This is a genomic window from Roseomonas mucosa ATCC BAA-692, assembly GCF_000622225.1.
Classification (GTDB): domain Bacteria; phylum Pseudomonadota; class Alphaproteobacteria; order Acetobacterales; family Acetobacteraceae; genus Roseomonas; species Roseomonas mucosa.
On record NZ_JHWD01000001.1, the window covers coordinates 376,977 to 390,574 of the forward strand.

The 13,598-nt window shown below is 74.4% G+C and carries 10 protein-coding genes; 5 read left to right on the forward strand and 5 right to left on the reverse strand.

The window, feature by feature from the left end:
- Positions 1-24: 24 nt before the first annotated feature.
- From BT98_RS0101800 to BT98_RS0101815, 4 genes are read right to left on the reverse strand one after another with little or no spacing between them, the layout of a single operon-like run.
- Complete coding sequence (locus BT98_RS0101800) at positions 25-1,338, reverse strand: CCA tRNA nucleotidyltransferase (RefSeq protein ID WP_019459642.1); 1,314 nt, start codon at positions 1,336-1,338, stop codon at positions 25-27.
- A gap of 39 nt (positions 1,339-1,377) precedes the next feature.
- Positions 1,378-1,653, reverse strand: a complete 276-nt coding sequence (locus tag BT98_RS0101805; RefSeq protein WP_019459643.1) for a hypothetical protein — start codon at positions 1,651-1,653, stop codon at positions 1,378-1,380.
- On the reverse strand, positions 1,653-2,336 hold the full coding sequence (locus BT98_RS0101810; protein WP_019459644.1) for a CoA pyrophosphatase: 684 nt from the start codon (positions 2,334-2,336) through the stop codon (positions 1,653-1,655). The genes BT98_RS0101805 and BT98_RS0101810 overlap by 1 nt, the downstream gene beginning before the upstream one ends.
- The gene (locus BT98_RS0101815; RefSeq protein ID WP_369923743.1) at positions 2,336-2,902 is read right to left on the reverse strand and encodes a DUF1285 domain-containing protein; all 567 of its coding nucleotides are present in this window, start codon (positions 2,900-2,902) and stop codon (positions 2,336-2,338) included. The genes BT98_RS0101810 and BT98_RS0101815 overlap by 1 nt, the downstream gene beginning before the upstream one ends.
- Positions 2,903-3,040: 138 nt before the next feature.
- Here BT98_RS0101815 and BT98_RS0101820 point away from each other — a divergent pair, with 138 nt between their 5' ends.
- The 5 genes from BT98_RS0101820 (at position 3,041) to BT98_RS0101840 (ending at position 12,090) form a co-directional block, all read left to right on the forward strand.
- The gene (locus tag BT98_RS0101820) at positions 3,041-4,075 is read left to right on the forward strand and encodes an AAA family ATPase (RefSeq protein ID WP_019459646.1); all 1,035 of its coding nucleotides are present in this window, start codon (positions 3,041-3,043) and stop codon (positions 4,073-4,075) included.
- Positions 4,076-4,079: 4 nt separating this feature from the next.
- Positions 4,080-5,018, forward strand: coding sequence for a DUF58 domain-containing protein (locus tag BT98_RS0101825; RefSeq protein ID WP_019459647.1), 939 nt, complete (start codon positions 4,080-4,082; stop codon positions 5,016-5,018).
- Positions 5,015-7,804, forward strand: a complete 2,790-nt coding sequence (locus tag BT98_RS0101830; protein ID WP_051544233.1) for a DUF4159 domain-containing protein — start codon at positions 5,015-5,017, stop codon at positions 7,802-7,804. Before BT98_RS0101825 ends, BT98_RS0101830 begins: the two co-directional genes overlap by 4 nt.
- Positions 7,805-7,807: 3 nt before the next feature.
- Positions 7,808-9,976, forward strand: coding sequence for a hypothetical protein (locus tag BT98_RS0101835; RefSeq protein ID WP_019459649.1), 2,169 nt, complete (start codon positions 7,808-7,810; stop codon positions 9,974-9,976).
- A 257-nt stretch (positions 9,977-10,233) separates the two neighbouring features.
- Positions 10,234-12,090 (forward strand): glycoside hydrolase family 15 protein, encoded by a 1,857-nt coding sequence (locus BT98_RS0101840; RefSeq protein WP_019459650.1) that lies wholly within the window; start codon positions 10,234-10,236, stop codon positions 12,088-12,090.
- Between the two features lie 19 nt (positions 12,091-12,109).
- Here BT98_RS0101840 and BT98_RS0101845 read toward each other — a convergent pair whose 3' ends face one another.
- On the reverse strand, positions 12,110-13,597 hold the full coding sequence (locus BT98_RS0101845) for a phospholipase D family protein (RefSeq protein WP_019459651.1): 1,488 nt from the start codon (positions 13,595-13,597) through the stop codon (positions 12,110-12,112).
- Between the last annotated feature and the right edge of the window lies 1 nt (position 13,598).

The following is a 13,598-nucleotide window of genomic DNA, read 5'->3' on the forward strand; positions in this document are numbered from 1 at the left end:
GGCTCTCTGACGGTGGAGGGCCGCTTATGCGCGCCCCTGGCCGGTCGGCCAGTGGCCTTCCGTGATATCCTTCATCAGTTCCGTCAATCGGGCACGGCAGGCTCCGGCATCCGCCCGACAGCCGTCCTCCCGCCACCAGGCCTCCACCGCCCGCAGCATTCGCCCCAGCTGTGGCCCGGGCGGCACACCCATGGCCAGGGCGTCGCGGCCCTGGAGCGGGAATCGCGGCACCGGCATCGACGCGATCCGTGCCCGCAGCGCCGAGCGGTCGCGCCCGTCGCGCAACTCGGCCAGCCAGGCTTCGCGCGGCGGCGCTCCGGCATCGCCACGCAGGGACAGCCAGCGGCGCAGGGCATCGTCGTCCGGCGCCGGGTCAGGCAGGATGTCCCGGTCCGTGAGCCCCTCCAGCACCTCCCGCTCCTCGTTGGAGAAGCGCAGGCGCCGCGCGATCCGTCCGCCGGCACCGCGCGAACCGGGGGGGAGCAGCGCGGCGAGGCGCAGCACCGGGTCGGGGGGCAGGCCGGCGGCGATGCCGCGCCGCAGGGCGCCGATGCGCTCCGCCAGGGCCGCCGGTTCGGGGATGCCGGACAAAGCCTCGGGCAGGATCGCGGCCAGCACCCCGGTATCCAGCATCAGCCGCAGCGCGCCGGAGGGGGCGGGTGCGGCCAGGAGGCGCTTCGTCTCGCTCCAGACCCGCTCGGCGGACAGCCGGGCCAGCCCCGGCACCGCCTGCCGGATCGCGGCCAGGGCCGCCGCATCCGGCGCGCCGGTGCCGTAGCGGGCCTGGAAGCGGAAGAAGCGCAGGGCGCGCAGATAGTCCTCCCGCAGCCGCGTCGCCGGGTCGCCCACGAAGCGCACCACCCCGGCGGCCAGGTCCCCCCGCCCGCCGAACCAGTCCCAGAGATTGCCCTCCGCATCCATGGACATGGCGTTGATGGTGAAATCGCGCCGGGCCGCGTCCTCGCGCCAGTCGGCGGTCCATTCCACCTCGGCATGGCGGCCGTCGGTGACGACATCGCGGCGCAGGCTGGTCACCTCCACCGGCTCGCCATCGCCGATCGCGGTGACGGTGCCATGGGCGAGGCCGGTCTCCACCACCTTCAGCCCGGCGGCGCGCAGCAGCGGCACGGCGGCCCCGGGCGGCAGCGGCACGCCGACATCCACATCGGCGATCGGCCGCCCCGCCAGCGCGTCGCGCACGCAGCCACCCACGGCGCGCGAGCCCGGCAGCGCCCGCAACACCGCCAGCGGGGCGCCACGCGTCAGCCGTTCCGGGGGAGCCAGCCGGGCGTGGGGGGCGCCGTCAGGGTGTTCGGGGATCACGTCGTGGGGGCGCATCGGGTCTCCGGTCTCTCCGGATGCTGTCATGGGGCGCCATCATGGCGGCCCGGCATGGCCGCGCTCGATCCGGCCATCCGGCTCCAGCCGGGCCGGCACATAGGTGCTGCCCTGTTCCATCCGGCGGGACAGGCCATAGGCCGCCAGGCCCGCCGCCGCCAGGGCCAGCCCGGCCCCCGCCAGGGCGAGGAAGGGCCACGGCAGGTCCTCCTCGCCCGGCCGCCCCGGCGCGGGACGCGGCCGGAACCGGCGCCAGAGCAGGAAGCCGGCGAAGGGCGTCAGGAACAGCAGCACGGGAACGAGGCGGAGCAGCATCAGCCGCGCAGCAGCAGGGCGAGATTGCGCAGGATCGCCGCGGTGGCGCCCCAGACGAGATGCTGCTCGTGCGGCCAGACCCAGAAGGTACGCTCCCGCCCTTCGACAAGGCGGGTGAGCCGCTGCGGCTCTGCCGGGTCGAGCAGGCGGGCCAGCGGGTACTCGAAGATCTCCGCCACCTCGGCGGCGTCCGGCGTCACGGTGAAGGGCGGGCGCAGCAGGGCCACCACCGGCACGACATGATAGCCGGTGCCGGTCACATGCGGCGGCAGGCGGCCCAGGACCTGCGGCAGGCGCGGGTCCAGCCCGACCTCCTCGGCGGCTTCGCGCAGGGCGGCCGCCTCGGGCGTCTCGCCCGCCTCGATCCGCCCGCCGGGCAGCGCCACCTGCCCGGCATGGGCGGACAGCGTGGCGGCACGCAGGGTCAGCATCACCGCGGGCGCCTCGCCCAGCACCACCGGCACCAGCACGGCGGCGCGGCGCAGGCCGGTCCCGGCCTCCGTCTCCCCGGGTGGGGGCGGCGCGTCCAGCTCCTCGGGCAGGCCGGTGCTGTCGGGCGTGGTGCTGGGATAGAGGGAGGGCGCGTGTCCCGGCGCCAGGGACGCCGTCAGGCGGTGGGCGATCTGCCGGGCGGAAAGGGAGGGCGGAAGCGGGGCCGGCAGGCCGGGCGGGCCGTCGCGCATCACCCGGCGGGGCTGTCCTCGTCCCAGACATCCTCCAGGTCGCCGGCTTCCTCCTCCGGATGGTCGCCCACCGGAAAGAACATGCCCTTGCTCCAGACGCCAAGCACGCGGCGGCCGTCGATCACCTCGGTCTCGGCCAGGGCGACCATCTCGTAGAAGACGGGGCGGCTGATCCGGGCCTCCAGCCCGGGGCGGATCAGCACATAGGGGCTGGGCTCGCCGGTTTCCGGGTCGGTCTCCACCCGGATCGGGTGCTCCGGCCCGGCGGTCACCACCTCGTCCAGGTTGGTGCGGAAGCTCACGCATTGCAGCTTCACGCCGTGGCCTTCGCAGTCACAGTCCCGCCAGCACATCTCGACCGCCACGAAAGGGGCGTCGTCCACCGCGATCCGCCCGCGCTCGGCGGGGGTCTCCAGGACATAGCCGCCATCGGGCAGGCGCTTGAGAACGCTGGCGAAAAGGCAGACCAGCTCCTTCCGCCCGATGGGCGATCCGCGATAATGCCAGGTGCCGTCGCGGGCGATCCTCATGTCGAAATCGCCGCAATCCCGCTTACGGAATGTCACCGGGGGTAGCGGTTTCGTTGTTTCCTCGCGCGCCGCTAGGGTCATAGGCTGATCCATGCCGTGACGACTGAACATCCACAGCCGGGAAGGTCCGTCCAACCTTGCCCGACGGGGATGCATATAGGGAGAGGGGAAGGCATGGTGGAAGTGGTGCTCGGCGATCCCCGCTCGCAAAATGGCGAGGACAGCGCCGCGCTGATGGCGCAGGCGGAAATGCTGGCCGACCGGCTGGGCCGGGCGCGCGACGCCGTGGGGCGCGTGATCCTGGGCCAGGAACAGGTGGTGGAGCAGGTGCTGACCAGCCTGGTCTCCGGCGGCCATGTGCTGCTGGTGGGCGTGCCGGGGCTCGGCAAGACCAGGCTGGTGGAAACCCTGGCCACCGTCCTGGGCATGGATGCCCGCCGGGTGCAGTTCACCCCGGACCTGATGCCGGCCGATATCCTGGGCTCCGAGGTGCTGGAGGAATCCCACGAGGGGGAGAGCCGCGGCCGCCGCGCCTTCCGCTTCATCCGGGGACCGGTCTTCTGCCAGCTTCTGATGGCCGACGAGATCAACCGCGCCTCGCCCCGCACGCAATCCGCCCTGCTCCAGGCGATGCAGGAGCGCAAGGTGGCCGTGGCCGGGGAGGTGATGGACCTGCCATCGCCCTTCCACGTCCTGGCCACGCAGAACCCGATCGAGCAGGAGGGCACCTATCCCCTGCCGGAAGCGCAACTCGACCGCTTCCTGATGGAGGTCGAGGTCGGCTACCCCGACGCCGCCGCCGAGCGCGCCATGCTGCTCGCCACCACCGGTGCGGCGGAGGAGAAGGCGGTGGCCGTTCTCTCGCCCGGCGAGCTGCTGGCCGCCCAGGCGCTGGTGCGGCGCATCCCCGTGGGCGAGAAGGTGCTGGACGCCATCCTGGCGCTGGTGCGCGGCGCCCGCCCCGGCCCCGAGGGCGGCGAGGCCAGCCGCCATCTCGCCTATGGCCCCGGCCCGCGCGCTGCCCAGGCGCTGATGCTGGCCACCCGCGCCCGGGCGCTGCTGGACGGGCGGCTTTCCCCCTCGCTGGACGACGTGGCGGCGCTCTGCGAGCCGGTGCTGCGGCACCGCCTCGCGCTGAGCTTCGCCGCGCGGGCGGACGGGGTGCGGCTGCCGGAGGTGATCGCCGCCTTGCGCGGCGGGATCGGCTGACCGGGTGGCGCTCGGCCTGTTCCGCGCCGGAAGCACCGTCGCAGGAGGCCGGAACCCCGGCCAGGGCAGCGGTACCGCCATCGACCGTGCCGCCAGGGCCGAGGCCGCCGCCGGGGCGCTGCCGCCGCTGCTGGTGGCCGCCGAACGCGTGGCCGCCACGGTGATGCAGGGCGTGCACGGCCGCCGCCGGCCAGGGCAGGGGGATGCCTTCTGGCAGTTCCGCCCCTTTGTCGCCGGCGACAGCCTGGCGCGCATGGACTGGCGGCAGAGCGCCAAGACCGACCGGCTCTTCGTGCGCGAGACGGAGTGGGAGGCGGCGCAGACCGTGGGCCTCTGGCGCGATGCCGGGCCGGGCATGGACTGGTCCGGCAGCCCTGGCCGCGCCACCAAGCGGGAGCGGGCGGAGCTCCTGCTCCTGGCCCTGGGGGCGCTGCTGCTGCGGGGCGGCGAGCGGCTGCGCCTTTTCGGCGACGGGCGGGCCCTGGCCGGGCGCGGCGCGCTGCCGGCCCTGGCCGAGGCGCTGGGGCGCCACACCGATCCCCCGCGCGACCAGCGCCTGCCGCGCCATGCCCGCGCCGTGCTGCTGGGCGATTTCCTGGCGCCGCTGGAGGACACGCGAAGCGCCGTCTCGGCCCTGGCGGCACAGGGCGTGCAGGGCCATCTGGTACAGGTGCTCGATCCGGCGGAGGAAAGCCTGCCCTTCGCCGGACGGGTGCGGTTCGAGGCCCTGTCCGGAGGTGACGCCACGCTGGTCCCGCGCGTCGAAGGCATCCGCGAGCTCTATGCCGAGCGTCTGGCGGCGCATCGCGACGGCCTGGGCGCCATTGCCCGTGCCGCCGGCTGGAACCTGCTCGTCCATCGTACGGACCAGCCGCCGGAGGCCGCGCTGCTCGCGCTCTGGCAGGCCCTGGCCCCGGCCCGTGGGGGGCGGGGCGGCGCATGAATCTCGGTCCCCTGCTCTTCGCCGCGCCCTGGCTGCTGCTCGCCCTGCCGGCCCTGCCGCTGCTCTGGTGGCTGCTGCGGGTCACGCCGCCTTCCCCGAAGCGGCAGTCCTTTCCGCCCACCCGGCTGCTGCGCGACCTGCCCGTGGCGGAGGAGACACCGGCCCGCACTCCCTGGTGGCTGCTGCTGCTGCGCCTCGCCGCGGCGGCGCTGATCGTGCTGGGGCTGGCGCGGCCGGTCTGGGACGCGGCGGCGGGGGCGGGTGGGCAGGGGCCGCTGCTGCTCGCCATCGACAATGGCTGGGCCTCGGCCGCCGACTGGCCGCAGCGCATGGCCACCGCCCGCGCCGCGGTGGAGGCGGCGGGACGCGACGGCCGGCCGGTCTCCCTGCTGGCCACGGCGCCCGCGCCGGATGGGCAGATGCCCGCGCCCACGCCGCCCCTGCCGGCGCCGGAGGCCGCGACCCGCCTCGCCGCGCTGCGGCCGCTGCCCTGGGCGCCGGACCGCGCCGCCGCCGCCACGGCCCTGGCCTCCTGGCGGCAGGCGAATGGCGGGCAGGCCGCCTCGCTCTTCATCACCGACGGGCTGACCCATGCCAGCGGGGATTCGGTGCTGGCCACCACGCTGGCGGAGATGGGGCCGCTGACCGTGGCGGGGCGCGACCCGGCCCTGCCCCTGCGCATCCTGCCGCCGCCGGCGGCGGAGGCCGACCGGCTGCGCCTGACCGTCCGCCAGACCCCCTCGGCCACGCCGGGCGAGGCGGCGGTGCTGGCGCGCACCGCCGATGGCCGCACCCTGGCCCGTGCCACCATCGCCATCCCGGCGGGTGCCGGCAGCGCCGAGGGCGCGCTGGAACTGCCGCTGGAGATCCGCGAGCAGGTGGTGCGGCTGGAGCTGGAGGGCGAGACCGGCGCCGCCGGCTCCGTGCTGCTGGACGAGCGCTTCCGCCGCCGCCCCGTCGGCCTGCTGGCCGGGGACGGCGCCGCCGACACGCCGCTGACCGGCTCGCTCTTCTACCTGGAGCGCGCCCTGCAGCCCTTCGTGGAGGTGCGGCGCGGCTCGCTGGAAACGCTGCTGTCCCGCAAGCTGGCGGTGCTGGTCCTGGCCGACTATCCGCTGACCGAGGCGCGGGAGATCCAGGCCGTCACCCGCTTCGTGGAGGAGGGCGGACTGCTGCTGCGCTTCGCCGGGCCGCGCATGGCGGAACATCCGGACCCGCTGCTGCCGGTCACGCTGCGGGCCGGGGAGCGGCAGCTCGGCGGCTCGCTGTCCTGGGAGAAGCCGCAGCCCCTGGCCACCTTCCCCGACACGTCCCCCTTCGCCGGCCTTGCCGTGCCGCCCGAGGTCGCCATCCGCACCCAGGTCCTGGCCGAGCCTGCCCCGCGGCTGAGCGAGCGGACCTGGGCGACCCTGGCCGACGGCACGCCGCTGGTCACGGGCCTGGGACGCGGCGCGGGGCGGATCGTGCTGGTGCATGTGACCGCCAATGCCGACTGGTCCGACCTGCCGCTCTCGGGCCTCTTCGTGGACATGCTGCGGCGGCTGGTGGCGCTGTCCTCCGGCGTGGCGGAGGCCGCGGGCGCGGCGCGCCTCGCCCCGATCGAGAGCATGGACGGCTTCGGCCATCTCGGCCCCGCCCCGGCCACCGCCACCGCCATCGTGGCGCGGGACCTCGCGGCCACGGTGCCCGGCCCCGCCCATCCGCCGGGCTGGTACGGCACCCCCGGCGAGAGCGGCGAGCGCCGGGCGCTGAACCTGTCCGCGCATGTCCCGGCCCCCGTGCTGGCGCCGCCGCCGCCCGCCGGGGCGCGCGCCGTGGTGCTGGGCGGCGTGCCGGTGGAACGCGACCTCGGCCCCTGGCTGCTGGCGGCGGCGATGCTGCTGCTGCTGGCGGATCTGGTGCTGTCGCTGGTGCAGCGCGGGCTGCTCGGGCGCGGTGGCGGGTCAGGGGCCGCCGGGCTGTCCCGCCGGGTGGCCCCCCGCCGGGTGGCCCTGCTGGCCCTGCTCCTGCCGCTGGGCTTCGCCGGCGCCGCCCATGCCCAAGGGCAGGCCCCGTCGCGGAACAGCGGGGCCGTGCCCGCCGAGGATGCCCCGGCCCTGGCCACCCGCCTCGCCTATGTGGTGACCGGCAATGCGGCGCTGGACGAGGTCTCGCGCGCCGGGCTGGCGGGGCTGTCGGACTATGTGAACCGCCGCACCGCCGCCACCCTGGCCGAGCCCGCCGCGGTGCGCCCGGGGGTGGACGATCTCTCCTTCTATCCGCTGCTCTACTGGCCGGTCTCGCCCGATGCGGGCGACCTCGACGACCGGGCAGCGGAAGCGGTGAACGGCTTCATGCGCAACGGCGGCATCGTGCTCTTCGACACGCGCGACGAGGGTTCCGGCGAGGGCATGGCGCCCGGTGCCAAGGAGGCGCTGCGCCGGGTGACGCGGAACCTGGACATCCCGCCGCTCGCGCCGCTGCCGGAGGACCATGTGCTGCGCCGCGCCTTCTACCTGCTGGCCGAGGTTCCGGGGCGCTGGGCCGGCGGCACGGTCTGGGTGGCGCGCGACGTGGAGCGCGCCAATGACAGCGTCAGCCCGGCCATCATCGGCGGCGCCGACTGGGCCTCGGCCTGGGCGGTCGATGCGCGCGGCAACAACCCCTATGCCGTGGTGCCCGGCGGGGCGCGGCAGCGCACGCTCGCCTACCGCTTCGGGGTGAACCTCGTGATCTATGCCCTGACCGGCAACTACAAGGGCGACCAGGTGCATGTCCCGGCCATCCTCGAACGGCTGGGGCAGTAGCGCATGCAGCAGACCCTTTCCGGTATCGACCTCGCCCCGATCCTGCCGCCCTGGCTGCTGGCCGCGCTGGCGGTGCTGGCCGTCCTCGCCACGGCGCTGGCCGTCTGGCGGCGGGCGCGCGGCGCCTGGTGGCGCGCCGCCGCCTTCGCCCTGATCCTGGGCGCGCTGGCCAATCCCCGCCTCGTGACCGAGACGCGCGAGACCCGGCCCGACATCGCCCTGGTGGTGCTGGATCACAGCGCCAGCACGCGGATCGGCGGGCGCGAGGCGCAGCTCGCCCGGGCGCGGGACGTGCTGGAGCAGCGCCTCGGCCGCATCCCGGACCTGGAGTTCCGCAGCATCACCGTGGAAGAAGGCGGCAACCGGGGCACGCGGCTCTACGGCGCCATCGAGACCGCCCTGGCCGAGATCCCGCGCGCGCGCCTCGCCGGGATCGTCGCCCTGACCGATGGGCAGGTCCATGACATCCCCCCGCCCGGCGGCGCCGGCGGCCCCGCCCTGGACGCGCCCTTCCACGCCCTGCTGGCCGGGCGGCCCGGCGAGGTGGACCGGCGGCTGCGGGTGATCGAGGCGCCGGGCTTCGGCATCGTCGGCCGCTCGGTGGAGCTGCGCGTGGTCGCGGAGGATCTGGGCGTGCCCGCGGGGGCGGCCGACGGCGGCGCCGTGCGCCTGACCATCCGCCGCGATGGCGCCGCGCCGCGCGTGGAAAGCGTGCCGCTGGGCCGCGAGCACCGCATCGCCGTGCCGATCGAGCGCGGCGGCCCCACGGTGGTCGAGGTCGCGGCCGAGGAACGGCCGGGCGAGGTCTCCACCCTGAACAACCGTGCCGTGGTGACGATCAACGGCGTGCGGGAGCGGCTGCGCGTGCTTCTCGTCTCCGGTGAGCCGCATGCCGGGGAGCGTACCTGGCGCCGGCTGCTGAAGGCCGATCCGAACGTGGACCTCGTCCACTTCACCATCCTCCGCCCGCCGGAGAAGGACGACAACACGCCGCTGAACGAGCTTGCGCTGATCGCCTTCCCGGTGCGGGAGCTGTTCCAGCAGCGGCTGCGCGACTTCGACCTGATCGTCTTCGACCGCTTCAGCAACCGCGGCTTCCTGCCGCCGCAATACCTGCGGAACATCGCCGACTATGTGCGCGGCGGCGGCGCGCTGCTGCTGTCCGTGGGGCCGGAATTCAGCGGTCCGACCAGCCTCGCCCTGACGCCGCTGGGGCAGGTCCTGCCGGTGCGGCCGCCCCTGGGCAGCGGGGCGGGCTTCGGCAACGGGCTGAACTTCGGCTTCGCCCCGCCACCGCGCGGCGGCAACGATGCCGAGGTGGACGGCCCCTTCCGCGCCCATGTCACCGATGCCGGCCAGCGCCATCCGGTGACCGAGGACCTGCCCGGTGCCAATGCCGGCGACCGGCCGCAGAGTTGGGGCCGCTGGTACCGCTACATGCGGGCGGAGCCGCGTTCCGGCACCACGGTGATGGACGCGCCGGGCGGTAGCCCGCTGATGATCCTGGACCGGGTGGGCGAGGGCCGGGTGGCGCTGCTGCTCTCCGACCATATCTGGCTCTGGGCGCGTGGCCATGACGGCGGCGGGCCGCAGGCGGAGCTGCTGCGCCGTGTCGCCCACTGGTCGATGCGCGAGCCGGAGCTGGAGGAGGAGGACCTCACCGCCAGCGTGTCCGAGGGGCGGCTGACCGTGACCCGCCGCAGCGTGGCCGATGCGCCGCCGCCCGAGATCGCCGTCACCGCGCCGGACGGCACGGTGACGCGCCATCCGGCCCGCGCGGCGGGCGGCGGCCGTTCCACGGTGGAGATGCCGGCGGAGCAGCCGGGCGTCTGGCAGGCCAGCGACGGGCAGCGCACCGCCTATGCCGCCGCCGCCGCGCCCAATCCCATGGAGATCGCCGACCTGCGCGCCGATCCCGGACCGGTGGAGCCGCTGGCCCGCGCCACGGGTGGGGCGGCGCGCTGGCTGGGCACGGGGGCGGAGCCGCAACTGCCGGATATCCGCCGCGTCGCCGCCGGGCGCGACACCGCCGGGCCGGGCTGGATCGGCCTGCGCCGCAACGAGGACCATACGGTGACGGGCCTCTCCGCGACGGCCCTGCTGCCGCCCTGGCTGGCCCTGGCCATGGTGCTCGGCGTGGCCGTCCTGGCTTGGCGGCGCGAAGGGGCCTGAGGCGCGCCTTCCAGCCCGGAGCAGGTTCTTTCGGGTGTGGCGTCGCGTTTGTGTCCGGTCCCGGGGGATGGCGGCCATCGTGACGGGCATGGAAGCTGCCATCCAGAGCGTGGGATCGGCATCAACTACCCGCGAGAATGGGCAGCGGCGCGAGCATGGTCCCGTTGACCTGGAGCGATCCGGCCCCTCCGGCTGGGTATGCCCGCCGGGCCGGGGTGGTCCGGGCCAACCCCGTGCCGCGAGGACCGATCCGCCCCTTGAGCCCCACGCTTCCGCTCCAGAGCCCCGAAGGGACCCGTCCCTACCAGCCGATCGAGCACTATGCGCTAATCGGCAACTGCCACGGCGCGGCGCTGGTGGCGCGGGACGGCGCGATCGACTGGTGCTGCCTGGAACGCTTCGACGCGCCGCCGGTCTTCTCGCGGCTGCTGGACCGGCGCCGGGGCGGCTTCTTCGAACTGCGCCCCGAGGAGGATTTCGAGGTCAGCCGCTCCTACCTGCCGCAGACCAATATCCTGGAGACCACCTTCGCCACCGCCTCCGGCATGGCGCGACTGATCGACCTGATGCTGCCGCCGCCGCCGGAAGGGCCGCCGGGGCCGGAGCTGGTGCGGATCCTGAGCGGCGTGTCCGGCCGGCTGCGCTTCCGCCTCCGCTTCCGGCCGCTGCCGGGCTTTGCCACCGCCTTCCCGCCCCTGCGGGTGGAAAGGCACCTTGCCGCGGCGGAGGGCTGCCCCAGCCTGCTGTCCGACGAGCCGCTCAGCCTGGAGGAAGGGTGCGCGACGGCCCGCTTCACGCTCTCGGGGGGCGCCCATGCCGCCTTCCGCCTGTTCCGCGCCGGCGCCGCGACGGAGGAGGACCGGGAGGATGTCTATGACCGGCTGGAACGGGCGCGGCAGGGCTGGGTCTCCTGGTCCGGCATCCGCAGCTATGACGGCCCGTTGCAGGACGATCTCGTGCGCAGCGCGCTGGTGCTGAAGGCGCTGACCTACGAGCCCAGCGGTGCCCTGGTGGCCGCGCCCACCACCTCCCTGCCGGAGGAGATCGGCGGCATCCGGAACTGGGACTACCGCTTCTGCTGGCTGCGGGATTCCTGCCTTGCCTTCTACGCCCTGAAGAAGTTCGGGCATGTGCGGGAGTCCGAGCGTTTCTTCGACTTCGTCCGGCACCTTTCCCTGCGCGACGATGGCGGGCTGCGGCCGCTCTATGCCATCGACGGCCGCGGCGAGGGGCTGGAGGAACGCGGGATCGCGCATTTCGAGGGCTGGTGCGGCAGTGCGCCGGTGCGCGAGGGCAACGGCGCCGCGGACCAGCACCAGGCCGATGTCTATGGCCAGCTCCTGGACCTCGTCCATCTGCGGCACCGGCTCGGCGGCGAGATCGATGGCGAGGCCCGCGCGCAGATCGCCCGCATGGCCGACTATGTGACCAAGGTCTGGCGCGAGCCCGACAACGGCCTCTGGGAACCGCGCCTGCCGCCGACGCGCTACCTGCACGCGGTGCTGATGAACTGGGTGGCGCTGGACCGCGCCATCCACCTGCTCGGCGAGAGAGAGGAATGGCGCGCGGCGCGGGACGCCATCGTGGCGGAGGTGAACGGGCCCGGCGTGCATCCGCATGGCGGCTACCTGACCCAGAGCTTCGGCAGCGATGCCGTGGACGCGTCGGTGTTGCTGGCGCCGATGCTGGGCTTTCCCGTGGACGAGGCGGTGTTCAACCGCACCGTGGACGAGATCATCCGGCAGCTCGGCCATGGCGCCCTGGTCTACCGCTACAAGACGGAGGACGGGCTGCCCGGGCATGAGGGCACCTTCCTGCTCTGCGCCTTCTGGCTGGTCGATGCCCTGGCCTGGCTGGGGCGGGAGGAGGAGGCGCGGCAGCGCTTCGACGCGCTGCGCGCCCTGGCCAACGATGTCGGCCTGTTTCCCGAGGAGATCGCCGAGGACGGCACCTTCCTCGGCAATTTCCCGCAGGCCTTCAGCCATCTCGGCTTCCTGCACAGCGCCATGGTGCTAGACCTGCTGCGCCATGGCGGGCGCGAGGCCGTGCGCGGCACCTATGCCGACCGGACCCTGCGGGAAACGCCCAGCCGCCGGGTGGTCCGGCTGCGTTAGCCCCGGCTCCGGGGCCGGTTCAGAGCTGGCTTTCCACCGGCAGCCAGCGCACGAGCTGGGCCAGGAGGCGGCGTTGCCAGCTCGCATCGGGCTCCTTGTGCTGGACGCGGCGTCGGCCGTCCGGCCTCTCGTCGGTCCAGACCATCAGGCCGCGCCGGAGGCTGAGGTGGTAGCTGCGCTGGGGCGAGGACAGGCGGCGGAATTCCCGCCGCAGCCTTTCCGCCAGTTCGGGGTGGCGGATGAAGGCGCCCATCTCGGTGTTCAGGTTGGCCGAGCGCGGATCGAGGTTGAAGGAGCCGACGAAGAGCTGCTCGCGATCCAGTACGAAGGCCTTGGTGTGCAGGCTGGCGCCCTTGGAGCCCAGCACGCCGGCGTCCTCCCGCCCGCTGCGCTTCAGCTCGTAGAGCTCCAGCCCCGCCTTGAGCAGCCGCCGGCGATAGCGGGAATAGCCGCCATGCACCGCCACAACATCGGTGGCGGCCAGGGAGTTGGTGATCACCCGGACGCGGACGCCCCGCCGTAGCAGGCCGATCAGCGCCGCGGCGCCGGCCTCGCCCGGCACGAAATAGGGGGAGATCAACATCGCCTCGCGCTCCGTCCCCTGGAGCGCCGCATCGATGGCGGTGACCAGCCGGCCCGGCACCTCCTCGCCGGTCGCCTTGTCGGGCGGGTCGGCAGCGACCTCGACATCCTGGGTGGGCAGCAGGGCTGCATAGCCGTGCAGGATGTCACGCTCCAGCGAGGCGCGGACGCGTTCGAGATAGGGCTGGGCCTCGCCGGATCGCGCATCCGCGTCGAGGCGGCGACGCAGCGCGTCCAGGCTTTCCGGCGTGTCGCAGCACTGGCCGCGCCGGGCCAACCGGTGGTTCCAGTAGCGTTCGAACTGCGTCAGCGCCTGCTGCGAGGCCCCGCCGGCCACGGCGATGTCCAGGTCGCGGAAGTTGAAGCTGCCCGAGGCGTCGAAATACTCGTCGCCGATGTTGCGCCCGCCCAGGATCGCCAGGCGCCCGTCGGCGATCCAGGACTTGTTGTGCATGCGGTGGTTGAGCTGCCCGCGGCTGAGCAGCAGCTCCAGCCCGAAGCCGAGCCTGCCCAGGAAGCGCCAGCGATGCGCGTTGAAGACCCGCACCTCGATGCCCGGATGCTCCGCCCCCAGCCGGCAGAGCAGCGGGGCTGCGGATTGGTCGTCCAGCACGCAACTGTCGTCCAGCAGCAGGCGCACGCGCACGCCCCGGTCGGCGGCGTTCAGGATCTCCCGCGCCAGGAGGCGGCCGGTGATGCCGTCGTGCCAGGCATAGTATTGCAGGTCCAGGCTGCGTGTGGCGGCGCGGGCGCTGGCGGCGCGCAGGCCGAAGGCCTCCAGCCCGTTGGCCACCAGCGTCGTGCCGGTGTCGGCGCCGATCCGCCGCAGCGCCTCGTCCACCGCCTGGTCCAGCGTCGGCTGCGCCGCGCGCCAGCGCGGCAGGAGGCGCCTGTGCGGCCGCCGGAGGGTCTTGGCGGTTTCCATG